The following is a 25102-nucleotide window of genomic DNA, read 5'->3' on the forward strand; positions in this document are numbered from 1 at the left end:
AATTTCAGCACCGCCGTGAAAGGAGTTTGATCCATGCTGAACATCGGAGACGTCTTCTCCAATCTGGTGGGCCTGTTTCTGCTCATCGCCGTGGGATACGCCGCGGTAAAACTTCAGGTCCTCCCCGTCTCCTCCACCAAGCTGCTGAGCAATCTGCTCATGCAGATCACCCTGCCCGCCACCATTCTGGTCTCCCTGGTGCGGCCCTACGACGCCGCCTTTATCCGGGACGGGGTACTCATTGCGATACTTGGAACGGTGCTGTACCTTCTCTATGGCCTGCTGTCCCTGCCAGCCTGCCGCCTTTTCCATGTCGGTGAGGGACGCAGAGGCGCATGGATTTTCTCCGCTATGTTCAGCAACAATGGCTTTATGGGCTTTCCCGTAGCCCTTGCTCTCTTTCAGGAAGAGGGGTTGGCTCTGGCGGTATTCCTGGGTATTCCCTTTAATCTGCTGGCCTACACACTGGGCGCCAAGCTCATGTGCATGGACCACGAGGCAGAGGACTCCAGCCCACCGCCCTCCTGGCGCTCCATCCTGCTGACCAGCGTCAATGGTGCCATCCTGCTGGGGCTGGTAATGTACGTGGCGCAAATTCCCATTCCCGACGTGCTGTCCACTCCTCTCACCCATCTCTCTAATATTACCACTCCCCTGTCCATGCTGGTTATCGGTATGAATCTGACCGAGGGACGGGTGGGCGATCTGCTGCGGGATCGGGACGTCTTTTCCGTCTCCTTTCTGCGCCTCGTCTTTTTCCCGGTCCTTACCTGGGCCATTTTGCGGCTGCTGCCCATCTCCAATCCTCTGGTAGTGGGGGTGACTCTGATCATTATGGCCATGCCTTCCCCGGCCATCAGCGCCATTCTGGCGGAGAGCTATCACTCGGACAAGGAGTTCGCCTCCCGGTCGGTATTTCTCTCCAGCCTGCTGTGTCTTATTTCTATCCCGCTGATCTCTCTGCTTTTGTAACAGAGCCGAAAAAAGAAAAAAACGGGCCTTCGCCCGCTTCCATACGATGATAAAAAAGAAATGACCCTTGACTGCTTGTTTCGTAATCCAATGCAGTCAAGGGTCATTTCTGGTGGTTCTTGTTATCTAACATCATATGGTTACCTCACTTTCTATTGATTCGCATCTACCACACGTTCCGTTTACAGGATATCGATTTCTGCCATTCAACTTTTGTTGCCGCGCGTTCACTTCGCCGTGCATCCTCGCTTATGAGGTTCTGTGCTGTTGTGCGATCTCATGCTTCCTGCAACATCCTGTGGCATTTGCGTGACCAGATATACACTGCATCCTACCAGCTGATCTTGTACGGGGTTCAGAGCTTACCATTGGTTTACGCAGGTCCTGTTCGATTTCCCTGGCATTTTTGCTACCCATTGAATTCTTCTCTGCGTTCAGGATCTTGATTTCTCTTCAGCTTACCAAACTCTCATGAGTTTTTCCTGGTCCGCCGGGTACTGACAAGGTTTACCGAATTTTACTTGCTGATCTGGAATTCTTAAGATACAAACTTGCCTTGGATCTTTAAGGTGCCTTTGTTTTCCTTCGGGTCGATCTGTATTCCGATACAGGTTTGACAGCGTATGTTTTTGATTTACCAGGGATTTGATATATCTCAACTTTCTGCTGTCGGATCAGGTGTATCTGGTATCTAGGTTTGCTACCACATTGGTATCACCCTTTCTGGTTATAATATAGCACCCGCTCTATAATTTGTCAACGGTTTTTGGAGGAAATTACAATTCATTTTGCAAGTTTTTTGAAAATCACTTGCAAAAAGGGCGTGCCGCTGGGCACGCCCTTTTTTAGATCCGTTCCGGCGGCGCATCGCCCGCCAGATCCATCAGATATTCGTAGTACGGTTTCAGGAAACAGAAGCCCTGTGCCACCTGCTGGACCAGCTCAGGCTGGAACAGCAGGCCCTCACAATTTTCATCCCGGGTCAGGGAGATACTCTTGCGGTTGTACCAGGGGTACAGCAGAGGTCCCGGGTCCCCCTTGGGCCGCTTGTACTGCTCCCCTTCCAGCGCAAAGCCGGAGCCCTCCAGCTTCCTAGCCAGCTTCTCCAGAGGCTTGGGGTCCCGGTCAATGCGGGCACGGAGCTTGGCCATGGTGACAGGGGTGGGGTCGTAGCAGCCCATGCCGAAGCTGTAATACTCCGGAGCGATCTCAAAATAGAACGCCGGCAGACTGACCCACCGCTCCTTGGGACGGCGCAGGGTAAACCACAGGTGATCCTTATAAGGTCCCCGGCCGTGGAGCCGCCGGGCATCCCGGTAGATCCGGGAGACATGGAGGTTGAGTCCCAGCTCCGGGGATTTCTCCTCCATGACCTGCTGGACCTCCTCCCCCAGTTGGCGCAGGGGCTCAGCCACGTAGGTCAGATACTCCTGCTTGTGCTCCAAAAACCAGCTGCGTTCGTTATTGAAGCGGATTCCCCACAGGAAATCCACTGCTTGCTGTGAAAAACCTTGAAACATGTTGTGCTCCTTCAGGATGCCTGACTGCTGGCCCCTCCTGCCGACTGATCCGACGTACTGCTGGACGAGGAAGCCCCGGAATCCGTGCCCTGGCTGCCGGAATCGATGGGCTGTTCCGGTTCGGGCTGAGGCTCCGGTTCAGGCTGAGGTTCGGGCTGGGGCTGCGGCGGCACGCCGTTGACCCAGGTGGAGGGATCGCCGTCGGCGGGGTTGTACAAAATGGTCTTGGGACGCATTTTGTAGGTGCTGGAGGTCATCTGCTGCTTCTCCACCAGATTGCCGTTTTTGTCGTAGATATAGCGGTAGGTACTGGCACTGATACCGGTATAAGGATTCTGCTTGCTGTCCACCTTGGTGGTTCCGCGGGGGATAGACTCATCCGCCTTATACTGGGTGGTGGGAGAGACCCTGTCATAGGTGGTGCTCTTGGGCACGGCATAATAACCGGTCTCGTTGGTGCCGTAGATCTCCACGGTGAGCTTGCGCTTGCCGCCCTGGTCGTAGCTACGGGTGACGATCTTCACGGGATAGTTGGTGTTGTTTTTAAAGCGGAAATCCGTCAGACCATAGTATACCGTGGCGTCCATGCCCTCATCCACATAACCGGTGTTATACATGTGGGCCTTGCGCTCCACCACCTCCAGCGTGGTGTGCAGGACGGCGTAGTAGATGGTAGAGGAGGTCTGGCAGATACCGCCGCCCACCTCGTCCACCGAGGCGCCGCCGGAGTACACCGGCGCGGACAGATAGCCCTTGGAGGCAGTGCGGCTGCCGGTGGTGTTGTTGTAGGAGAAGATCTCTCCGGGCATAAGGACCACGCCGTTGCAGGCCTGGGCCGAGAGCTTAACGTTGTGCTTGCGGTTGGAAGAGCCGCTGACCGTTGTGGTACCGCTGCCCAGCAGATCCCGGAACAGCTTGGCCTGAAGGCTCTCCTTGGTCTCATTGGGCTGGGTCAGGGTGAGAGGGATGGAGACAGTCTCGCCCTCGGCCGCCGACTGATAGGCCGCCTTGGCCTGCTCCACGTCAAAGTCTACACCTACCACATGGTCCGTGGCCTGATAGGTCTCGGGGTCCACGGTGGCATCCACAGGCTCGGTATGCAGTTCTTCATACATGGCCTCAAAATCAGGCTCCCGGGGGCTCTCCTCGTGGGCGGTAAGGGTCACCGTCTCCGCCTGTACCGCTTCGCCCCGCAGCTGCTGGCTGATCTCGTCGGTCAGAGCCTGTTTGACCTGCTGCTCCGACTGCTCCCGGTCAATGGCCACACCGGTAACGCCCTTGGTGATCTTCAGGGCATCGCCCTCCACCACATAGGCGGCCTCGGTGATGCCGCCGCCGGCCAGCTGATCGGCCTCGTCCAGCAGCGCATTCAGCTCCTCTTTTCCGCTCTCGCTCCAGTCCAGCACCAGATCCACGTCCTGCTTCATTCCCATCAGGCTGCTCAGATAGGCACCGCCCTGAAGCAGGAAGTTACTCCGGCCGGCTTCCCACGCCTGCCGGACGCAGTCATCCGCCTCCAGGCTGAGGGCACTGCCGCTGATGCTGCCGCTCCAGGTGCCGTACTCCACCGGCAGGGTGACGCTCTTGGCCTGGGTCATGCTCTGCTCCAGGGTGGACTTTGCCTGCTCCTGGGTCATGCCGCCCACGGACACGCCGCCCACATGGACGCCCTTCATGATAGTCTGGGAGCCGCCCACCCAGGCACACAGGCCCACATAGGCGCCGACCACCACAACCGCTGCCGCTCCGATTCCGATGAGCAATTTCTTTTTCTTTGGGTTCATAGGGCCCTTGGCCCCATTGTTTTGGACCCGACTACCTTCCATATGACGTTACCTCCGCGCATCGGCCCGCGGCCGATACGTTTTTCTGTTTATTTCTCCACACAGATTCAGAATTTTATGGATATTTCTCCCTGATCCTGCGTGTTTCTGGAGATCATGACCCATTATAGCACCCCTGTTTTCCCCTTACAATTACAGAACAGTTACAACTGTCTTTCCCAAATTTCCCCTTTGAAGCAAAATATTTGGACCGCCCTTTACTTTTTTGCGCCCTTGGGGTATCATGTTTTTTACCCAGGTACTCCTGTCTGTTTTCAGGATCTGCATCCATTGTATGCGCCTTTAATCAATTTTAAGAAAATCTCAATTCGTTTTTGACACATCTCTGCTACAATATCCTTGTTAAGTCGGCCGCCCTGCGGCCTGCTATCGGAGGGAAAAGCCATTATGTCAAACTATCAATATCAGAGGGGAAACCGAAACAACGGCGATCTGACCTATTGGATCCTCGCCGTGGTATTTCTGGTCTGTATGCCGCCCATCGGCTTTTTTATGATCGTTCTGAAACTGCTGGGCGGAAAAAAGCGCACTGGACGCAGCGCAACCACCTATGCCCGCCGTCCCGATGCCGCGCCGGTGGGAGCCAGAACTACCTCCCCCCAGCCCGCTGCTGAGCTCACCGCCGAAGGCCGCAACGCCCAGCTGGCCGCGCTGGAGCGCAAGGGCCGCACGATGACCATTGTGGGCGCCGTACTTACCGCGGTTTTCCTCTTTGTCTCCCTCTCCAGCGTCAGCAACGCCTTTTATTGGCTGCTCCACGGAGATGTCGTGTGGTTTTTGGAAGACATGATGAACCTGCTGCCCATCTTCTGCTTCCTGGGCGGCGGCGCCGGATGCCTGTTTGTGGGGCTTCGCCGACAGAAGAAGGTACGCCGCTTCCGCCAGTATCTGGCCATGATTGGACGGCGCACCAGCATCTCCCTGGCCTCCCTGGCCTCCGCTACCGGCACCTCCCCCGCCAAAGTGAAGGATGACCTGGAAGACATGTTGGAGGAGAACCTGTTCCCCAACGGCTACCTGGATCTGGGCAGCGGCATGCTGGTGATCTCGGGCGACGGCCTGTCCGATCCTCCCAAGGAGGAGCCTAAGCAGCCGGAACAGCCCAAAGAGGAGCGTCCCCAGGACGCGGTACTGGATGAGATTCGCGCTGTCAACGACGCCATCGATAACCCCCGGCTCAGCCAGCAGATCGACCGCATCGGCGTCATCACCGCCAAAATTCTGGACTACCAGCGGCAGCACCCGGAGAAATCTCCCCAGCTGCACAGCTTTTTGAGCTATTACCTCCCCACTACGCTGAAGATCCTCCGGGCCTATGCCCAGTTGGAGGACCAGGAGGTGGCCGGTGAAAACATTACCGCCGCTATGGAGCGCATTGAAGGCATGATGGATAAGGTCGTGGAGGGCTTTGAAAAACAGCTGGACCAGCTGTTCCAGGGAGACGCCCTGGACATCACCTCCGATGTGGAGGTATTGGAGCGGATGCTCTCCAAAGACGGCCTGTCCTCCAAGGACAGTATCCGCCTGGAGCTTTAAAAGATAAAAGGAAAAGGCTGACATCCAACGATGTCAGCCTTTTTTCATGCTCAGGAAGCTCCAAATACCACCCGGTAATAGTCGTTATCCAAAATAGACGCCGAGTAGGCCACCCGGTTTTGCACCTCGGAGAGGCGCTCCGCCACATACTCCGGGTCAGGCTCGCTGCCGTCCCACATTTGGAAGGTGTCGGTGGTGGAGTCATAGCGTCCCTTGTCGGTGATAAAGCTGTAATTGGAGAAGATGACCAGCCCAGGCTCATCCGAGAGAATGTCCCGCCCCATAATGAGCCGGGAGTCGTATTCCAGGCCAAAGAGATTGGCCAGAGTGGGCATCACATCCAGGCTGGAACAGAATTTATCCACATGGACAGGCTCATCAATATCTGCACTCCACAAAATCAAGGTGTTTTTGTAGATTTCAAAGACGGGGTCCACCTCGTGGCCCAGCAGCTCGCTGTACTCCTCATCGGTGAGACCATAGGGGTAGTGGTCGGCGGAGAGGACGATAACGGTGTCATCCAGCTTGCCTGCCTCCTCCAGCTGATTGACCAGGCTCTCCATGGCCAGCTCCAGCTCCATCTGGCAGGCCAGATAGGCGGTCACCGCCTCGGAGTAGCCCAGGTCCGACACCTGGCTCCAGTGGCGGCGGGCCATGGAGTTGCTCTCATAGTTGTACTTCAAATGGCCGCTCACCGTCAGGCAGTAGACCATGAACTGATCCTCATTCACAAATTGGGGCACGATCTTTTCCATCATCTCCTGGTCAGAGGGCGGGAAATTCTCCTCGTCGATCTCCATATCCAGTCCGTTGCCGATGCCGTAATATTCGTAGCCCATATTGGGATGAGAGAGGTTGCGGTCGTAGTAATCGTAGAGGTAGTCGTGGTAGGCCAGGGTGCGGTACCCCAGATTTTTGAACAGGGTGCCAAAGCCGAAGGGCATGTAGTTGTCCGACGACTCCGAGTAACTCCACACCCCCGACTTGGGGATGAGACCCGTGGTGGTCACATACTCCCCGTCCGAGGTGGACACACCCCACAAGGGCGTATAGAAGTGGTCGCAGATAATTCCCTCGTGGGACAGCTTCCACAAGGTGGGAGTACGCTGGGGATCCATAGCCAGGGTGGAAAATCCCTCTGCCACTACCCAGACCAGATTTTTCCCTGCAAAGCGGCCCGTCCATTCATTTTCCGCCGTAGGTTCCACTTTGGAGAAGTACTGGTGCATGTCGGTAAGCACCGGATCGTCCTGGTCCCGCTCCAGCAGAGCGTCAAAGTCGATCTCCATCACATGCAGTCCGGGCTTCTTCTTCTCCTCCAGCTGGTAGGGTGCGGAAGTGCGCACCGCCAGCTTGGGCAGGATCTGGTCGTCCGGATCGATCCCAAAGAGCACCCGCCGGATCTCCAGCTGGGTCTGGGTAATCATACCGAAGTTCTGTACCTCCAGCTCCGGCGCGGCCGCCTGGAAGTAGATATACCGCAGCGACAGGTTCCCCCCGCCGCACAGCAGCACCAAGAGGATCCCCGCCACCTGTACCAGCGCACCCACGCCAAACCAGCGCAGCCGGTCGCCCCGGGCCAGAGGCTCACCGCTCACGATCCGGTCCCGGAACACCAGGGACAGCACCACAGGCACCACCATCATCAAAATGGGAAACCAGTTCATCAGGATCTGGCCCACCGCCATATCGCCGAAGGCTCCGGCCACCATGGCCATTTTGGTGATGGAAAAGATGGTCAAAAAGGTTTTGAACAGATGGTAGTAGACGATCTGAGAGCCCATCCACAGGGAGAGCAGGGCGGTACATATCACTACCAGCCACCGTCCCCGCCGCTCCTGCACGCCGCCGCACAGCAGTCCCAGCAGCACCGCCACCGGAATGGAGAACAGCAGGGTAAAAAATGCCCCGGCCGGGGACAGGCTATGAAAGCAGAAGAGCTTCATAAACAGCTCTTCATAATAAATAACGGCCAGGAAAAAGGCCGTGGGCACAAGAAGCCGCCGCCTGCCTGTCTTGGACAGGTGGAGAAGCCTTCTTTTTTTCTTCTGATCCGCCAACTCCATCCCGCAGCTCCTTTCCGCCCGCAGCACGGGTCCTTTCCAATATACCATACCTTATAAATGCAGGCTCATTTTACCCGATTGGGCCTAACCTGTCAACAAACCGCCCCAGGCCGGTTCCTTTTTCTTTTTTTCCAGCTCTCACCTTTAAATTTAAGGTTCAACCCACTCTCTAATTTTCTTCCTCCCTGCATTCTGACGCTTTCTCCCGTTCTTAACCACTTCCTTTTGCCGTTCCAACCAAAAAGGCATAGAATTTTTTCTTTTGCAGATAGTTTAGGGTTGCATTGAGCATGGAAATCTGCTATATTATCCTTAATAATTTATTCACATTTTTTCCATTTTCATTTCTTAAGTTTTTCCTAAATTTTTTCCGGCAACTTTTTGAGAAAAGCAGCCTTTTCCGGCTGCTTTCAACTTTGTCACCCCGCGCTGGGCGGGGGAAAGGATGGTTTTACGTGACTTCTCTGCGCCAGACCCTGGAGGAGCGTCTGCTGACGATCTTTTCCACCCACTATGACATCGAGCGCGGCAGCGACGATTCTGCTCTGAAGGCCTGCTGTGCCTTTCACTCCCGGGACTCCCAGTACGTACTGAGCAAAAAGGCGGAGCTCTGGGCGGCGGAGCACCACGAGTACCTCTACCTCTATTCCTTGTCTGAGCTGAACGAGACCGCTCTGGAGGACGTGTGCCGACAGACCCTGGAACTGGGCACCCCCCTGGTCAAGCCCCATGCTCAGCATATGTATACGTATCTCACTGCTTTGGTTCTGTGTGATCAGGCTGACAAGCAGGCTCTGGGCGCTTTGGTCAAGAAAAAGCACCGCAGAGAATTTAAGCTATCGCTCCATGGATGGATGGAGTTTCGTATAGCCGCCGTGGACCTGTCCACCGGCGAAATTACCACCAACCGCGCAGGAAGAGCCTTTGGCAAGGACCTGAAGCGGATGGTGGAACGTGTCATTGCAAACTATAAAGGAGAGGAGAAAACTCAATGAATGCAATGCTTGTTGTCATCGTTGGCATTATCATTCTGATCGTAGGTTACATTTTCTACGGCGGATGGCTTGCCAAGCAGTGGGGCGTTGACGACTCCAAAGTCACCCCCGCCCATGAGTTGGAGGACGGCATGGACTACGTCCCCGCCAAGGCTCCTGTTCTGATGGGTCACCACTTTTCTTCCATCGCCGGCGCCGGCCCCATCAACGGCCCCATTCAGGCTGCCGTGTTCGGCTGGGTCCCCGTTGTTCTGTGGGTCCTGATCGGCGGTATCTTCTTCGGCGCGGTTCATGACTACGGCGCTCTGTTCGCCTCCATCCGCCACAAGGGTCAGTCCCTGGGCGAGGTGGTCGCCCTGAACATCGGCGATCGTGCCAAGAAGCTGTTCCTGATCTTCTCTTACCTGACCCTGGTGCTGGTGGTGGCCGCTTTCGCCTCCATCGTGGCCAGCACCTTCGTGGGTATCAATGCGGACGGCTCCCACAATGAGACCAACGCCTCCGTGGCCATGATCTCCCTGCTGTTCATCGTGATGGCTATCCTGTTCGGCTTCTTTGTTTACCGCAAGGGCGCTTCTCTGGCTATCGCCACCGTCGCCGGCTGCATCGGCATCGTGATCTGCCTGGCTCTGGGCCTGGCCTGGCACCCCATCTACCTGTCCAGCACCACCTGGATGTGGATCATCGGTGCTTACATCCTGGTTGCTTCCGTGGCTCCCGTGTGGATCCTGCTGCAGCCCCGTGACTACCTCAGCTCCTTCCTGCTGTACGCCATGATGGTCATCGCCGCTGTGGGCGTCATCGGCGCCGGCCTCACCGGTGCGGACGCTGCTCACATGGATATGCCCGCCTTCACCGGCTGGTATGACACCCTGGCTCCCACCGGCAGCTCCCTGGGCTATGTGTTCCCCGCCCTGTTCGTTACCATCGCCTGCGGCGCTATCTCCGGCTTCCACTCTCTGGTGGGCTCCGGCACCACCGCCAAGCAGCTGGACCACGAGCGCGACGCTAAGCCCATCGCTTACGGCGGCATGCTCATCGAGTGTGCCCTGGCTCTGATCTCCCTGAGCGCCGTGTCCTTCATCTGGACCGAGTACGCCTCCGGCGAGATTGTCACCCCCACTCAGGTCTTTGCCGTCGGTATCTCCCGCATGGTGGCCTCCATCCCCGGCCTGGCCAGCGCTCAGGAGACCATTGCCTCCCTGCTGGTTCTGACCGTTTCCGTGTTCTGCCTGACCTCTCTGGATACCGCCACCCGTCTGGCCCGCTACATGTTCCAGGAGTTCTGGCTCAAGCCCGGCGAGACCTACAAGGACGCCACCGGCTTCAAGGCTATCCTCTGCAACCCCGTGGTGGCTACCGCCATCACCGTGGTGCTGGGCGTTGGCCTGGGCATGACCGGCTACTCCAAGATCTGGCCTCTGTTCGGCGCTGCCAACCAGCTGCTGGCCGCTCTGGCTCTGCTGACCGTGTGTGCCTGGCTGGGCAACATCGGCCGCAACAACAAGATGTTCTACTTCCCCATGGCCTTCATGCTGGTAGTCACTCTGGTCTCTCTGTTCCAGACTGTGACCAGCAAGGTGTCCGTCATCGCCGCCGGCGCTGCCAGCGACTGGGGCCCCTATGCTCAGGCCATTCTGGGCACCCTGCTCTTCGTGCTGGCCATCGTGCTGGCTGTGGAGGGCTGCATGACCATCTTCGGCGGCAAGAATCCCGCTCAGAAGTAATTCCATTTTTCCATCCAGACAAGAGGGTCCGGCAAACGCCGGGCCCTCTTTCTTGTTCTCTCTGCCCCTTTGTGGTATGATAGAACCTGCAGTCAGAAAGGAGGCGGTCTTTTGCGCCTATCTTATCGGGTACTGCCCCTGTTTCTCACTCTGGAGGCCATCCTCTACGCCGCCTTTCTGATCTGGGATGTGACGATCGGAGGCCGCGGCTCCAACCCCATTAAGTTTGCCGGCATCCTGCTGTGTCTGATCTACTCTTTATATCTGAGCCATCAGGGCGGCAGCCGTCTGGTGTCCGCCGCTCTGACCCTCACCGTCTTGGCCGATGTATTTCTCCTGCTGCTGGACGCACACTATGCCCTGGGTATTGTGCTGTTTTGCCTGGTGCAGGGGCTCTACTTTGTCCGCATCTACCGCAGCAATGGAGGCCGCAGCCTGTGGGGGCTGAGGGCAGCCCTGTTTGTTCTCGCCCTGGTCGTACTAAACGTGCTGGACCTGCTCATCCCCCTGAATATTCTGGCCCTGTTTTACTTCACCAACTTCTTCTGCAACGCGCTGTCCAGTCTGAGCTGTCCCGGACAGTCCATGCGCCTGTTTTCTGTGGGTCTTTGGCTCTTTCTCTGCTGCGATACGTGTGTGGGCCTGTTCCAGAATCCACAGCTGGTTCCCCCGGCGGTAAGCGCTTTCGTGTCGGTGGGGATGTGGCTGTTTTATCTCCCCGCCCAAGTTCTCATTGCCCTGTCGGGGGCAAATCCTTCTTCCGGAGGTTTTTCCCATGAAACCAAGTAAACTACTCTCTCTTTTTACCGGAGTGTTCACCGCCCTTCTGGTACTCTCCGCCTCCATCGCGGTGCCTCTGCTGTGCCGCCCCTTCTATTACGCCCACATCAAGGCCCTGAACCTGGACGGCTATACTGGCTTGAGTGTGGAGCAGATCAAAGAGGCTTTCGACCAGGTGATGGACTACTGTCTTGGCCTGCGGCCTGACTTTGCCGCGGGCGTGCTGCCCTTCTCCGCGTCCGGTGCCTCCCACTTTGCCGATGTGCGGGTGCTGTTTCTGCTGGATCTGTGGATAGCTGTGATTTCCCTGGCTGCGCTGGTGATTTTGTTTGTCCTCAGCCGGAAACGCAAGCTCACTCCCGCCCCTCTGCTGGGCCACGGCCCCGGCTTCTGGGCGGCCATTGGACTGGGCGGCCTGTTTCTCATCGTGGGCGGTCTGGCCGCCACCAACTTTGAGCGGGCCTTTGTGGTGTTCCACTCTATCTTTTTCCCGGGTAAGACCAACTGGCTCTTTGACTGGCGCACCGACCCCATCATCCTGCTGCTGCCCGAGGACTTCTTCCGCAACTGCGCCATTTTGATTTTGGCGCTGCTGGTGTTCTGGTGCGTGGTGCTCATTGCCGCCGACCTGCTGGCCCAGCGCCGCCGCAAAAAGCTGGCTCCGCCTCCCGCCTCCCCCTGTTCCGGCTGTCCCGGCGGTGGGGACTGCTCTGGGTGCTCTGGCTGTTCTTGAGAAAGGCATAAAAAATCCCGCTGTTGTAAAGCAGCGGGATTTTTGTCTCTTACAGGTTCTGATCCAGCACCTGGGTGAAGGCGCCGGCGGGCATCACGCCCACCTTGCGGTCGATCTCCTTGCCGTCCTTGAAGAAGATCACGGTGGGGATGGACATCACGCCGTAGCGCATGGCCAGCTCGCCCTGCTCATCCACGTCCACCTTGCCGATCTCGGCCTTGCCCTCGTACTGACCGGCCAGCTGCTCGATCACAGGACCCAGCATGCGGCAGGGACCGCACCAGTTAGCCCAGAAGTCTACCATCATCAGCTTGCCCTCGTTCAGGCTCTTGTCAAAACTCTCCTTGTTGTAATGCTGCAGTGCCATATTCAAATCCTTCTTTCTAAATATATTTTATGTTCTTACTTTGACCCATTGCGGTCCAGATATTCACAGGCGGACAGGGCAGCGATCAGGCCCTCCCCCACCGCCTTGGATACTTGCAGAGGTGCTCCCGTGGCATCTCCGGCGGCAAAGACGCCGGGCACACTGGTGGCCATGGATCGGTCCACCTGGATGGCTCCCTTCTCCAGAGTCAGGCCAGGGAGCAGGTCGCCGGGGGCCACCGCCTCCCGGAGGATAAACACTCCATTGACCGGGATGTCCGCTCCGTCCGCCTCCAGGGCGGTGACGGTCTGCTCGCCTTTGACGGCCAGCTTGGCCGCCTGGATGAAGGGGATGTCCTCCTCCAGCTGGTCCGGCCGCTTGGGGGCCACATAGACCACCTGGCAGCCGATGCTCTTGAGGTAAGCCGCCTCGTGGGGGGCGTCCTTGCTGCGGCCCACCACCGCCACCGGCTTATTGCGGTAGAGCATCCCGTCGCAGGTGGCGCAGTAGCTCACGCCCCGGCCCAGGTAGGTCTCCTCCCCGGGGAACTTGGCCTGGCGCACTACGCCGGGGGCCAAAATCAGGGCAGAGCCCTGGTAGAGCTGGCTGCCTACGGTGAGGGTGAAGCCCTCCCACTCCATAATAGAGAGCACCTTTCCGGTGACCATCTCCACCCCCATCTCCTGGGCGTGGCGCTGGAAGGCCTCCAGCATCTCCATTCCGGTCATTCCGGGCATCCCCAGGTAGTTGTCTACCCGCTCGGCCCGGGCCAGGGGACTGTCCTGCCAACGGTTGCCAATGACCAGAACGCTCTTATTCCGGCCCCGGGCGGTCACCGCCGCCGAGAGGCCCGCCGGGCCGCTGCCCAGCACAATGATATCATACTTCACACTTCCAGCCTCCTTTGGCGGTTCTTTCTGGTTCTGGTGGTATCATACCCCATTTTTCGGGGGTATACTGTGACTGGGTCACAAAGAGGAAGAATTTTTCTCCCGCACCAGTTCGATGGCCTCTTTGCCCGTCATGTGCTCCACGGTGAGCTCCACCATGGTCACATTGGAAAACTGAGCGCGGATCTCCTCGCTGCGCCCCTCCTCCTGGTCCGGGGAATACTTGGCGGCCAGAGCCGCCAGGGCCTGGCGCTTCTCCCAGGGGTCCTCCAGCACCCGGGCGGTGCCGAAGGCGATGACGCTGCGGAAGTAAGTGGTGTACTCCTCCGGCACGATCCGGTCCTGGTCCACCACACAGAAGGATACCTTATTATAATTCCGGATGGCATCCAGTTTATGCCCAGCCTTGGCGCAGTGGAACCAGATCTTTCCCTCTCCGTGCACATAGCTCAGGGGAACTGCATAGGGATAGCCCTCGTCCCCCAGCACGGCCAACACTCCGTGGGTGCCCCGTTCCAGCACCTGAACACACTCCTCCGCCGTCAGCTCCTGACGAAATCGACGCATGGGACGCATATGATGTCTCCTCTCTGTGCCTTTGGCGCATGATCTTTGGATACCTGAGTATAGCACACCGCCCCAACTCCTGCAAGGTGAGAGCAAAAATGGAAAAAACCTTGCAAGACAACCGCCCCTGGTGTAGAATAGTGAAGTTAAGATTCCCACGCGGGCAGGCTGTCTGCCCGTGAAAGAGACAGGAGGGTCAACCATGGCTGACGACATCAAGACCGGCGCCCCCGCCACCGAGGGTCCCGCCCCCAGCCAGAACTTTATTCACGAATTTATCGCGGAGGACATCGCTCCCGGCGGACGCTTTGCCGGGATGCAGGTCCACACCCGTTTCCCGCCCGAGCCCAACGGCTATCTCCACATCGGCCACTGCAAGGCGCTAATCATCGACTTCGGCTCTGCTGAGAAGTTCGGCGGCATCTGCAACTTGCGCATGGACGACACCAACCCCGCCAAAGAGGACACCGAGTTCGTAGACGCTATCCAGGAGGATATCCACTGGCTGGGCTTTGACTGGGGTGACCGCTTCTTCTACGGCAGCGATTACTTCGAAAAGACCTACGAGCTGGCTGTGGGCCTCATCAAGAAGGGCCTGGCCTACGTGTGCGAGCTGACCCCCGAGCAGTTCAAGGAGTACCGCGGCGACACCAACACCCCCGCCCGCTCCCCCTGGCGTGACCGCCCCATCGAGGAGAGCCTGGACCTGTTCGAGCGGATGAAGAACGGCGAGTTCCCCGAGGGCAAGTACACCCTGCGTGCCAAGATCGACCTGGAGAGCGGTAACTTCAATATGCGCGACCCGGTGCTCTACCGCATCCGCTATATCGAGCATCACCGCCAGGGTACCAAGTGGTGCATCTTCCCCATGTACGACTTCGCCCACCCCATTCAGGACGCCCTGGAGGGCATCACCCACTCTCTGTGCTCCCTGGAGTATGAGGACCACCGTCCCCTGTATGACTGGGTGATCAACAACACCGATGTGCCCAGCAAGCCCCGTCAGATTGAGTTTGCCCGCCTGGGTATCAACTACACCGTCATGTCCAAGCGGAAACTGCGCAAGCTGGTGGAGGAGAAGTATGTCTCCGGCTGGGACGATCCCCGTATGCCCACCCTGTGCGGCCTGCGCCGCCGCGGCTACACCCCCGCCTCCATCCGCAACTTCTGCGACCGCATCGGCGTGGCCAAGAACACCTCCACCGTGGAGTACGGCTTCCTGGAGCACTGCCTGCGTGAGGACCTCAATGAGCACGCCCAGCGTGCCATGGCGGTGCTGCGCCCCATCAAGCTGACCATCATCAACTATCCCGAGGGCCAGAGCGAGACCTTCGAGGTGGAGAACAACCCCAACGATCCCGAGGCCGGCACCCGTCCGGTCACCTTCTCCCGCAACCTCTATGTGGAGTCTGACGACTTCCTGGAGACTCCCATTCCCAAGTATAAGCGTCTCTACCCCGACGGCCCCGAGTGCCGCCTGAAGGGTGCCTACCTCATCAAGTGCACCGGCTGTGTGAAGGACGAGCAGGGCAATGTGGTGGAGATCTTGGCCACCTATGATCCCGACTCCAAGGGCGGCAACCCCGCCGACGGCCGGAAGGTGAAGGGCGCTACCATCCACTGGGTAGACGCTGAGACCGCTGTGGACGCCCAGGTGCGTCTGTACGACAACCTATTTGCCGACGAGAACCCCGACGGCGGCGATAAGGACTTCCTGGACTGCCTGAATCCCGGCTCCCTGGAGGTACTGGAGGGCTGCAAGCTGGAGGCCAGCCTGGCCAACGCCCAGCCCAGCGACCGCTTCCAGTTCCTGCGTCTTGGCTACTTCTGTGCCGACAGCAAGGACTCCAAGCCCGGCGCTCTGGTGTTCAACCGCGCCGTCAGCCTGAAGGACGGCTTCAAAAAGTAAGCATATGACGAAAAACAGCCCGGCGCACGTTAAAACGTGCGCCGGGCTGTTCTTTCTCTTGCAAGGATCATTCCTTGGGAGCTACCTGGAGACCGCTCTCGTATGCCCGCTGTTCCACAAACGCGGTATACGCAGCCTCGCGCTCCGGGTTATCATAACGGGCCTCATATTCGTCCCACAGGGTGTATTCCCACACGTTGATGGCATTGAGCTGCTGTGGGCCGCCCATGGGGTTGTCATAGACCGAGCAGTTCGTCACCCCGTTATCTGTTACCTCCAGGGATGCCAGGTAATCTTTTCCGCCCACGGTGATGGTAAAGTCAAAGCGGTAGAAAGTATCCCCATCGAACGATTCGCCGCCTACCACGGCAGAGGCATATCCACCCCAGTGGAAGCGGTAGCCGGAGAGTCCTCCCATCTCGGTATAGCCCTGGGCGGCAGCCACAAAGGTGTCGATGGCATCCTGGTCATAGTTTGCCAGCTCCTCTTCGGTAAACCGCTCCTGGAACTCCCCCCGTCTGGTCTCCCGGTCCACATACTTGGCCGCTCCCTCATAGTCCCCAGCCTTCATCTTTCCCAGAAAGGCGTGGGCCAGGTAGAACTCATGGAGGTTGGTATAGCACAGGCCGTCTCCAGTGACCTGGGCGATGCCCATAAGCACGAAGGGCACCAGAATGATGACCACGATCAGGGAGGCGATCCACCGGCGGCGGATCTTCTTCATCCCCTTGCGGAAGGTTTTCTCATGCTTTTTCTCCGGCTCCTCCGGAACGGGTTCTGCCGGGACAGGCTCCGCCTCAGGCTGGGGCTCCTCCGGAGTGGGGATATCCCCCGTCATCTCCCCAAATACCTGTTTGCAGGCGGCACATTCCTGCAGGTGCTCCTCCACCAGCTCCCGGCTGCTCTGGGTGCAGCAGCCGTCCACATAGAGGGGAAGCAGGTCCTGAACAATGTCACACTTGTTTTTCATCGCAGTCCCTCCAATTTCTGTTTTAACATCTGTTTGGCCCGGTAGTAGGTGACCTTGCCCCAACTCTCCGACTTACCCTTCATGGCTGAAATCTCCTTGAGAGAAATCTCACCGTAGATGTGAAGGATGACTACATCCCGGTAGTCCTCCGGCAGGGCGGCCACCGCCCGGCGCAGGGTATTTTGGACCTCCTGAGCGGAGAGGGCCTCCTCCGGTCCGGGCTGAGGCGTGTCGGCGAGGGTGGGAGTTCTGCGGCGCTCCTTGCGGCACTGGCTAAGCCAGAGGTTCTTCCCGATGGCGCACAGCCAGGTGAGCATCTGCCCCTGCTCCCGGTAGCTGCCGATATGGAGCAGCGCCCGGTAAAAGACCTCCTGAGTCAGGTCCTCCGCCTGGTTGGGATCGCCGGAGAGGGCCAGAAGAAAGCGGTATACCCGGTCATAGTAGACCTGGCAGGCCGCTGCAAAATCCTGGCTCATACTCCATCCCCTCCCTCCCGGTCCCCTGTTTGTTGGTTCCACTTGTTAAACGCCGCTTTTTCAGATAAGTTACAGGTTTCTTGAAAAAAATAGGGATGGCAATGCCATCCCTATTTTTATTTTCGTCTGATGGTACAGACTCCTGCTTTTGCCCGGAAGCAAAACGAAGTTTTGCAGAAAGTTCTTTGCCAAGCTTTCTTTCAAGAAAGCGGCTTTTCTTACAAGGAAAGCAACCGCGCTCGTAACCCCGAATAACGGCGGGTCTGGCGGTTGTTGGCCACCATGCGCTCCACCGCCTGGTCGTCTCCCACAATAATAAACAGTTCCTTCGCCCGTGTGATAGCCGTATAGAGCACGCCCCGGGTCATCAGCATGGACGCACCGTCCAGAGCGGCCAAAATCACCGCCCGGTACTCGCTGCCCTGGGCCTTATGTACCGTCACCGCAAAGGCGGGCTCCAGCTCCCCCAGCATGTCGGGTGAGTACTCCACCACCTTGCCGTCAAAGTCCACGGTGATGCACTCCCGGTCCACCTCCCGGATGACTCCGATGTCGCCATTGAACATGCCCATACCGGAGTCGGTGCCTCCGTCCTCCCGCCAGAGAATGTCATAGTTGTTTTTCACCTGCATGACCCGGTCCCCCGCCCGGAAGATCCAGTCCCCGAAGCGGCGCTCCCCCTTGTTCTCATCCGGCGGGTTCAGGGCAGCCTGGAGAGCCTGGTTGAGCACGCCCGTGCCAGTACCCCGGCGGCGGGTGGGGGACAGGACCTGAATCTGGTCGGCGGGGATGCCCATATTCTCGGGCAGCCTGCGGCGGCACAGGTCCACGATGGTCTCCGCCGCGCTCTGGGCGTCCCGGCGGCGCAGGAAGAAGAAGTCCCCCCGGTTCTCCCGCAGGTCGGGGAGCACCCCCTGGTTTACCTGGTGGGCGTTGCGGACGATGGCGCTCTGAGCGGCCTGGCGGAAAATCTCGGTGAGCCGCACGGTGGGCACCACCTGGCTGCGGATGAGGTCTGAAAACAGGTTGCCCGGCCCCACGGAGGGCAGCTGATCCGGGTCGCCCACCAGCACCAGGCGGCAGTCGTCCCGCAGCGCGGACAAAAGAGCGGCCATGAGAGGCACATCCACCATGGATACCTCGTCCACAATGACGGCGTCCACCTCCAGGGGATCGTACTCATTGCGGGTAAAGACCAGCTGGCCGGTGTGGGGGTCAAAGCCGGTCTCCAGCAGGCGGTGGATGGTAGAGGCCTCGGTGGAGCACAGCTCTCCCAGGCGCTTGGCCGCCCGTCCGGTGGGTGCGGCCAGAGCCGTCTCCAGCCCCATAGCTTCAAAGAGGGCCAGCACACCCCGGAGACAGGTTGTCTTACCGGTACCCGGTCCGCCAGTGAGGAGCATCACCTGCCGTCCGGCGGCCTGCTCCACCGCCTGCCGCTGCTGCTGGGCGTAGGTAATGCCCTGGCGGTCCTGGATCTTTTTGAGCAGCTTGTCCAGGTTATCGGGAGGCAGCAGCTCGGCCCGGCTCATCTCCCCGATGCGCTGGGCAATGTACACCTCCGCCTCGTAGATCTGAGGCAGGTAGACCGCCTGTTCTCCGGCGATCTCCTCTCGGACGATCTCTCCCCGGCGCTCCAGAGTGTCCAGCGACTCCTCCAGCCGCTCCTCCGGCACCGACAACAGCTGTCCGGTGGCCGCCACCAGCTTGCCCGCCGGGAGGAAGCTGTGGCCGTTATTCAGGTTGTGGTCCAGCTCAAAGAGCAGGCCAGCCTCTCGGCGCAGGGGAGCCTCCCCCTCCACGCCCAGCTCCAGAGCCAGGGCGTCGGCCTGGGAGAAGTCCACCCCAAACTCCCACCCGGACAGCAGGTAGGGGTTGGAACGCACCGCCTCCAGGGCCACATCCCCATAGGTGCGGTACAGAGGCATGGCCAGCTCCAGGGGCAGCTGATGCTGGTTTAAAAACTCCATCATGCGGCGCATGCCCATCTGCTGGCGGAAGGCGTTGCTGATGGTGCGGGCACGCTTGGGAGAGATACCCCGGATTCTGGTGAGCTTGTCCGGCTCCTCCTCAATGACATTGAGAGCCTCCTCCCCAAATTCCTCCACCAGCAGTCGGGCAGTGGCTTTGCCCACCCCCTTGACCGCTCCGGAGGCCAGGTAATGGTAGACCTCTTTCAGCCCCTGGGGCAGGCGGCGCTCCACCACATCGGCCCGGAACTGAGTGCCGTAGGTGGCGTGGCGCACCCACTCGCCCCGGACGGTCAGGTACTCCCCCGGGGACACCCCGGGCATAGAGCCTACCACCGTCATTTCCTCCTCCCCTGCGTCCAGGCGGAGGATGGTATAGCCGTTTTCCTCGTTTTGAAAAATAATGGAGGAGACCGTTCCCTCCAGCACCGGCTTCTCTCCGCGCTCTTGGTCCATACAGTCTCCTCCTCTCTCGTGTTATGGTTCCTCGTCCTGGCTCAGCCACTCCTCCAGACTTCCGGCGGGGCAGCAGCTTACCCAGCTCCAGCGCCGGGCCAGGTTCAGGGCCAGCTCCCGGCCCTGAGGGGTCAGGCTCCGGTCAAAAATCACCGCCCAGCCGCGAAATACGCCGCCCTCCCGGCACCAGGCCAACCAGCGCAGGGTGGCCTCCAGCCCCTCGCCGTCTCCCTCTCCAGGCAAGAGCATCCAAATGCGCTCTCCCCGCATGGGGCGCAGCAGCCGCCCAAACAAATGCCACAGCAGGACTGCCGCCCAAATCACAAACAGCACCGCCGCCGCCAGTTCTCCCAACTGTGTCAAGGAAACCACCTCCGGGCCATCCTATGCCCAGAGGTGGTCTATGGTGTCAGGAAAACAGGTTGACCCCCACATGGGTCAGGGCGGTCATGATACAGCCAGCGGTCAGCACACCCAGCAGCACCGCAGGGAAGGCCTTGCGCAGGCGCATGTCCAGGAAGGCGGCAGCCAGGGAGCCGGTCCAGGCTCCGGTGCCGGGCAGGGGGATGGCCACAAACAGCCACAGGCCGATATACTTGTATTTGCTCACCTTCTGTCCCTTCAGGTGGGCTTTTTTCTCCATCTTATCCACAACACCATTGAGACGGGGCATATACCGGCGCATCATCATAAAAATCTTACGGATATAGACGATGATGAAGGGGGCGGGAATAATATTGCCGATGACGGCAGAGACAAAGGCCTCCTGATAGGGCAGGCCCAGGGCCACGCCGAAGGGGATGCCGCCCCGCAATTCAATGATGGGGATCATGGAGACCAACGTGGTGAACACACACCGTCCAAAGTCGGTCTCCGTTAAAAAGTGCATGATATCCATGGGGGAACGAAACTCCTTTTATCTGTTTTATTCCAGAGGAGGCTTACAATCCGACATGACCACCTGATCCAGATACCGGGCAAAGTCCTGGTACTCCCCGGGCGCAGCCGGTCCGGGATTGGTCATCACCACCAGCGCATGGCCGGAAAAGCCCGCGCGATAAGGTGGGTGGATGTGGTGGTAGGGATTGGCGCAGAAGCCCGCCTTCTCGTAAAAACGCTGACGGCGGCGGGAGACTTCATCCACCGGAGGGTCGATCTCCAAAAGGACCCGACGCCCCTCCTCTCTCAGCTGCTCCAGGGCACGGGTCCCAATCCCCGTTCCCCGCAGCTGGGGCGCGATGGCAAAGTGCTCCACATAGCAAAAGGGGCCGGCTTCCCACCACAGAAGGATGCCCTGAAGCTCCTCGCCCTCCATCAGCAGGTCAAAGTGGTACCCAGGGCAGCCCAAACGGACCTGCTGAGCCTGCTTTGTGCGCCGCTCATGGATGGGAAAGCTCTGTTCATACAGGGCAAAGGCAGGCGCAAAGCGCCCGTCCTTGGGATGGGTCAAGTGATATCTGGTCATGCCCCTAACTCCTTTTTCCAGCGTTTCCTTTCTATCCTACACATTTTCGTTCCCCGCGTCAATGGCGCTGGAATTAAGAAACTATAAAGTTAATCCTGTGGTTTCAGCATCCGCGCCAAATACTGGCCGGTGTAGCTCCCGGGACAGGCAGCCACTTCCTCCGGTGTGCCGGTACACACAATGGTACCTCCCCCGTCGCCTCCTTCGGGACCCAGGTCAATGATATGGTCGGCGGTTTTGATGACATCCAGGTTGTGCTCGATGACTACAATGGTGTTGCCCGCATCCACCAGCTTTTGCAGCACATCAATAAGCCGCTGCACGTCGTAGCTATGAAGGCCGGTGGTGGGCTCGTCCAGAATATAGATGGTCTTGCCGGTGGAGCGTTTGCTGAGCTCGGTGGCCAGCTTCACCCGCTGGGCCTCGCCGCCGGACAGGGTGGTGGAGGACTGCCCCAGCTTGACATAGCCCAGGCCCACCTCCTCCAGCGTCTTGAGGCGGTTATACAGCTTGGGAATGTTCTCGAAGAAGGGCAGGGCCTCGTCCACCGTCATCTCCAGCACATCGTAGATGTTCTTGCCCTTGTAGCGCACTTCCAGAGTCTCCCGGTTGTACCGCTTGCCCTTACACACCTCGCAGGGCACATAGATGTCGGGGAGGAAGTGCATCTCAATTTTCAGCAGACCGTCGCCCTGGCAGGCCTCACACCGGCCTCCCCGGGTGTTGAAGGAGAACCGCCCCGGACCGTAGCCCCGGGTCTTGGCATCCTGAGTGGAGGCAAACAGCTCCCGGATGTCGTTGAAGAGTCCCGTGTAGGTGGCGGGGTTACTGCGGGGCGTGCGGCCAATGGGAGACTGGTCAATGTCGATGACCTTGTCCAGATACTCCTCCCCCTCGATGCGGTCGTGCTTGCCCGGGCGCACCTTCACCCGGTTCAGGTCGGCCCCCAGCTTTTTGTATAGGATCTCGTTGACCAAGGAGGACTTGCCGCTGCCCGACACGCCGGTAACGCAGGTAAAGGTGCCCAGGGGGATGTCCACGTCCACACCCCGCAGGTTATTTTCCCGGGCGCCGAAGATTTTCAGATGCTTTCCATTGCCTTCCCGGCGGTGCTCAGGAACAGGGATCTTCCGCCGGCCGGACAGGTAGTCTCCTGTGATAGAGCCGGGGGTGTTCATGACCTCCTCCGGGGTACCCGCCGCCACGATCTCGCCGCCGTGAACTCCTGCGCCGGGACCTACGTCTACAATGTAATCGGCAGCGCGCATGGTGTCCTCGTCGTGCTCCACCACCAGCAGAGTGTTGCCCAGGTCCCGCAGGTCCTGGAGGGTTTTCAGCAGCTTGTCGTTATCCCGCTGGTGAAGGCCGATAGAGGGCTCGTCCAGGATATAGAGAACGCCCATGAGGGAGGAGCCGATCTGGGTGGCCAGGCGGATGCGCTGGCTCTCGCCGCCGGAGAGAGAGGCGGCGGAGCGGGACAGAGTGAGATACTGAAGGCCCACGGAGCGCAAAAAGCCCAAGCGGTTTTTGATCTCCTTCAAGATCTGAGCGGCGATCATCTGCTGGGTCTCGGTGAGCTCCAGATGCTCCATGAAGTCCAGGGCCTCGGTGACCGACTTGTGGCAGAAGGTATCAATGTCGATGCCCCCCACCGTCACCGCCAGGGACTCCCGGCGCAGACGGCGACCGTGGCAGGTGGGGCAGGGGTTCTGGCTCATGCAGTCCTCCAGCTCCTTGCGCACCGCGTCGGACTGGGTCTCCTTGTACCGCCGCTCCAGGTTGTTGCAGATGCCCTCAAAAGCCTGGTGAAGGGTACCCTTTCCCCGGGGCTGGTCATAGTGGAGGGTAAGCTCCTCTCCCTTGGTGCCGTAGAGGATCACATCCAGCGCCTCTTTGGACAGGTCCTTCACCGGGGTATCCAGCTTGAAGCGGTACTTCTTGGCCAGAGCGTCAAAGTACATGCGGGAGATTCCGTCGGACTTGATGTTGTTCCACCCGGAGGCGGTGATGGCCCCCTCCAGGATGGACAGATTCTTGTTGGGGATGATGAGGTCGGGGTCCACCTTCAGCTGGCTGCCCAGGCCGGTACAGGTGGGGCAGGCGCCGAAGGGGTTGTTGAAGGAGAACATCCGGGGGGTGAGCTCCTCAATGGACACACCGCAGTCCTCACAGGCGTAGTTCTGGGAGAAGAGGATATCCCGGTCCTCCCCCACCACGTTGATGACTACCAAGCCTCCCGCCAGGTTGGAGGCCACCTCCACGCTGTCGGTAAGGCGGCGGGCAATGTCCTCCCGGATGACCAGACGGTCCACCACGATCTCAATGTTGTGCTTCTTGTTCTTCTCCAGCTTGATCTCCTCGCTGAGATCATAGGCAATGCCGTCTACCCGGCAGCGCACATAGCCGGAGCGGCGGGCATCCTCAAAAATTTTGGCGTGCTCGCCCTTCTTGCCCCGGATCACCGGAGCCATCACCTGGATACGGGTGGCCTCAGGCAGAGCCAGGACCTGGTCGATGATCTGGTCGATGGTCTGCTGTTTGATCTCCTTGCCGCAGATGGGACAGTGGGGCGTGCCCACCCGTGCCCACAGCAGACGCAGGTAGTCGTAGATCTCGGTGACGGTACCCACGGTGGAGCGGGGGTTTTTGGATGTGGTCTTCTGGTCAATGGAGATGGCGGGAGAAAGGCCATCGATGTAGTCCACGTCGGGCTTCTCCATCTGCCCTAAAAACATCCGGGCGTAGGAACTCAGAGACTCCACATACCGGCGCTGACCCTCGGCGTAGATGGTGTCGAAGGCCAGGGACGACTTGCCCGAACCGGACAGGCCGGTGAGCACCACCAGCTTGTCCCGGGGGATGGTCAGGTCGATGTTTTTCAGGTTGTTTTCCCGGGCCCCTTTGATGTCAATAAAATTCTGCATAGTGTCGTTCCTCTATCTTGATCTCTCCCCAGGCGGGGGAAGTTAGTTACTCTCGCAGCAGCACCACTGCCGCCAGGATGCTCACCACACCCAGGGCGGTGGAAATGTCCATGGCCTCATGAAACACCAGCACCCCCACCAAGGCGGCCACCACCGGCTCCACGGAGGCCAGGATGGCAGCTTTGCCGCTGTCGATCCGGGCCAGCCCCGCGGTATACAGCAGGTAGGGCAGTACAGTGGACACCACCACCAGAGCAGCGGCGGCTCCCAGCAGCTTGGGCTGGGTGGTAAGCACGGCCAGCTCTCCTGGGTGCAGGAACACCAGGGCGGCCAAACCGGCAAAGACGAAGGTGTACAGGGTGACTGTATATGGACCGTAGTGGCGCAGGGCAAAACGGCCGAAGATGGAGTACAGAGCGTAGAAAAATCCGGCTCCCAGCCCCAGCAGCAGGCCCTGCCCCGTCAGGCTGGCCTCGCCGCTCCAGGTGCCCGCCACACAGGCGCAGCCAAAGAAGGTGAGCCCCAGGGCGAGAAGCTTGCGCTTTGTGATCTTGTCCCGCCACAGCAGGGCGGACAGCAGCACCACAAAGGCGGGGGAGGTATAGAGCAAAATGGCGGCCACCGCCAGGGAGCACTGCTCCTGGCAGCTGAAATAGCACCAGGTGAAGAACACCACACTCACCACTCCAGTGCCGAAAAACCACCCCAGATGCTTTCCCTGCACCCGGAAGGCCTCCCGCTTCCACACCGCCAGCACCAGAGCCAGCGCCACAAGGCCGCCCAGGTTGCGCACCAGCACGATGCTCTCCGGCCCTAACCCGGCTCCCAGCAGGGCCCGGTTGAAGAGACCAATAAGCCCCAACAGGCTAGCTCCGGCCAATACCAGACCGGCGCCGCCCCGCTGCTGTGTCTCCTTCATCCAGCTTCCCTCCACAAAG

21 protein-coding genes are annotated in these 25102 nt (G+C 59.2%); 7 read left to right on the forward strand and 14 right to left on the reverse strand.

Annotated elements, in window-relative coordinates:
* Positions 1 to 33 precede the first annotated feature (33 nt).
* Entirely contained in the window at positions 34 to 972 is a 939-nt protein-coding gene (locus ACLTXB_RS03905; RefSeq protein WP_428226111.1) for an AEC family transporter, read from the forward strand.
* Positions 973 to 1817: 845 nt separating this feature from the next.
* Here ACLTXB_RS03905 and ACLTXB_RS03910 read toward each other — a convergent pair.
* On the reverse strand, positions 1818 to 2492 hold the full coding sequence (locus tag ACLTXB_RS03910; protein ID WP_235395800.1) for a DUF2461 domain-containing protein: 675 nt from the start codon (positions 2490 to 2492) through the stop codon (positions 1818 to 1820).
* Positions 2493 to 2503: 11 nt separating this feature from the next.
* Positions 2504 to 4276, reverse strand: a complete 1773-nt coding sequence (locus ACLTXB_RS03915) for a VanW family protein (RefSeq protein WP_428226112.1) — start codon at positions 4274 to 4276, stop codon at positions 2504 to 2506.
* A gap of 447 nt (positions 4277 to 4723) precedes the next feature.
* On the opposite strand from ACLTXB_RS03915, the gene ACLTXB_RS03920 reads away from it, so the two are divergent.
* Positions 4724 to 5872, forward strand: coding sequence for a 5-bromo-4-chloroindolyl phosphate hydrolysis family protein (locus ACLTXB_RS03920; RefSeq protein ID WP_235395797.1), 1149 nt, complete (start codon positions 4724 to 4726; stop codon positions 5870 to 5872).
* 50 nt (positions 5873 to 5922) lie between these two features.
* On the opposite strand, the gene ACLTXB_RS03925 is transcribed toward ACLTXB_RS03920, so the two are convergent.
* On the reverse strand, positions 5923 to 7938 hold the full coding sequence (locus ACLTXB_RS03925) for an LTA synthase family protein (protein WP_428226113.1): 2016 nt from the start codon (positions 7936 to 7938) through the stop codon (positions 5923 to 5925).
* Between the two features lie 455 nt (positions 7939 to 8393).
* On the opposite strand from ACLTXB_RS03925, the gene ACLTXB_RS03930 reads away from it, so the two are divergent.
* The 4 genes from ACLTXB_RS03930 (at position 8394) to ACLTXB_RS03945 (ending at position 12173) form a co-directional block, all read left to right on the forward strand.
* Positions 8394 to 8933 (forward strand): hypothetical protein, encoded by a 540-nt coding sequence (locus tag ACLTXB_RS03930; RefSeq protein ID WP_428226114.1) that lies wholly within the window; start codon positions 8394 to 8396, stop codon positions 8931 to 8933.
* The gene (locus ACLTXB_RS03935) at positions 8930 to 10660 is read left to right on the forward strand and encodes a carbon starvation CstA family protein (RefSeq protein ID WP_428226115.1); all 1731 of its coding nucleotides are present in this window, start codon (positions 8930 to 8932) and stop codon (positions 10658 to 10660) included. Before ACLTXB_RS03930 ends, ACLTXB_RS03935 begins: the two co-directional genes overlap by 4 nt.
* A gap of 111 nt (positions 10661 to 10771) precedes the next feature.
* Positions 10772 to 11449 carry a lysoplasmalogenase family protein gene (locus ACLTXB_RS03940; protein WP_428226116.1) on the forward strand — a complete coding sequence of 226 codons (678 nt, stop codon included), beginning with the start codon at positions 10772 to 10774 and terminating at the stop codon, positions 11447 to 11449.
* The gene (locus ACLTXB_RS03945; RefSeq protein WP_428226117.1) at positions 11436 to 12173 is read left to right on the forward strand and encodes a TIGR01906 family membrane protein; all 738 of its coding nucleotides are present in this window, start codon (positions 11436 to 11438) and stop codon (positions 12171 to 12173) included. The genes ACLTXB_RS03940 and ACLTXB_RS03945 overlap by 14 nt, the downstream gene beginning before the upstream one ends.
* Before the next feature lie 49 nt (positions 12174 to 12222).
* Here ACLTXB_RS03945 and trxA read toward each other — a convergent pair whose 3' ends face one another.
* From trxA to ACLTXB_RS03960, 3 genes are all read right to left on the reverse strand, one after another.
* Positions 12223 to 12540, reverse strand: coding sequence for a thioredoxin (gene trxA / locus ACLTXB_RS03950; RefSeq protein ID WP_008981704.1), 318 nt, complete (start codon positions 12538 to 12540; stop codon positions 12223 to 12225).
* Between the two features lie 35 nt (positions 12541 to 12575).
* The gene (locus ACLTXB_RS03955) at positions 12576 to 13430 is read right to left on the reverse strand and encodes an NAD(P)/FAD-dependent oxidoreductase (RefSeq protein WP_428226118.1); all 855 of its coding nucleotides are present in this window, start codon (positions 13428 to 13430) and stop codon (positions 12576 to 12578) included.
* 78 nt (positions 13431 to 13508) lie between these two features.
* Positions 13509 to 14006, reverse strand: coding sequence for a pyridoxamine 5'-phosphate oxidase family protein (locus tag ACLTXB_RS03960; RefSeq protein ID WP_428226119.1), 498 nt, complete (start codon positions 14004 to 14006; stop codon positions 13509 to 13511).
* A 193-nt stretch (positions 14007 to 14199) separates the two neighbouring features.
* Between ACLTXB_RS03960 and ACLTXB_RS03965 the strand changes: the two genes are divergently transcribed.
* Positions 14200 to 15906 carry a glutamine--tRNA ligase/YqeY domain fusion protein gene (locus ACLTXB_RS03965; protein ID WP_428226120.1) on the forward strand — a complete coding sequence of 569 codons (1707 nt, stop codon included), beginning with the start codon at positions 14200 to 14202 and terminating at the stop codon, positions 15904 to 15906.
* Between the two features lie 67 nt (positions 15907 to 15973).
* On the opposite strand, the gene ACLTXB_RS03970 is transcribed toward ACLTXB_RS03965, so the two are convergent.
* The 8 genes from ACLTXB_RS03970 to ACLTXB_RS04005 all read right to left on the reverse strand — a co-directional run bounded on the left by ACLTXB_RS03970 (position 15974) and on the right by ACLTXB_RS04005 (position 25083).
* On the reverse strand, positions 15974 to 16876 hold the full coding sequence (locus ACLTXB_RS03970) for a zf-HC2 domain-containing protein (protein ID WP_428226121.1): 903 nt from the start codon (positions 16874 to 16876) through the stop codon (positions 15974 to 15976).
* A complete protein-coding gene (locus ACLTXB_RS03975; protein ID WP_151076210.1) occupies positions 16873 to 17352 on the reverse strand; it encodes an RNA polymerase sigma factor in 480 nt (159 codons plus the stop codon). The genes ACLTXB_RS03970 and ACLTXB_RS03975 overlap by 4 nt, the downstream gene beginning before the upstream one ends.
* 218 nt (positions 17353 to 17570) lie before the next feature.
* A complete protein-coding gene (gene recD2, locus ACLTXB_RS03980; RefSeq protein ID WP_428226122.1) occupies positions 17571 to 19775 on the reverse strand; it encodes an SF1B family DNA helicase RecD2 in 2205 nt (734 codons plus the stop codon).
* A 21-nt stretch (positions 19776 to 19796) separates the two neighbouring features.
* Entirely contained in the window at positions 19797 to 20138 is a 342-nt protein-coding gene (locus tag ACLTXB_RS03985) for a hypothetical protein (protein WP_428226123.1), read from the reverse strand.
* A gap of 46 nt (positions 20139 to 20184) precedes the next feature.
* Positions 20185 to 20673, reverse strand: coding sequence for a COG2426 family protein (locus tag ACLTXB_RS03990; protein WP_008981696.1), 489 nt, complete (start codon positions 20671 to 20673; stop codon positions 20185 to 20187).
* A 27-nt stretch (positions 20674 to 20700) separates the two neighbouring features.
* Positions 20701 to 21240, reverse strand: a complete 540-nt coding sequence (locus ACLTXB_RS03995; protein ID WP_428226124.1) for a GNAT family N-acetyltransferase — start codon at positions 21238 to 21240, stop codon at positions 20701 to 20703.
* 89 nt (positions 21241 to 21329) lie between these two features.
* Positions 21330 to 24164, reverse strand: a complete 2835-nt coding sequence (gene uvrA, locus ACLTXB_RS04000; RefSeq protein WP_428226125.1) for an excinuclease ABC subunit UvrA — start codon at positions 24162 to 24164, stop codon at positions 21330 to 21332.
* 46 nt (positions 24165 to 24210) lie between these two features.
* Positions 24211 to 25083, reverse strand: coding sequence for a DMT family transporter (locus tag ACLTXB_RS04005; protein WP_428226126.1), 873 nt, complete (start codon positions 25081 to 25083; stop codon positions 24211 to 24213).
* Between the last annotated feature and the right edge of the window lie 19 nt (positions 25084 to 25102).

Source organism: Flintibacter sp. (genome assembly GCF_046973065.1).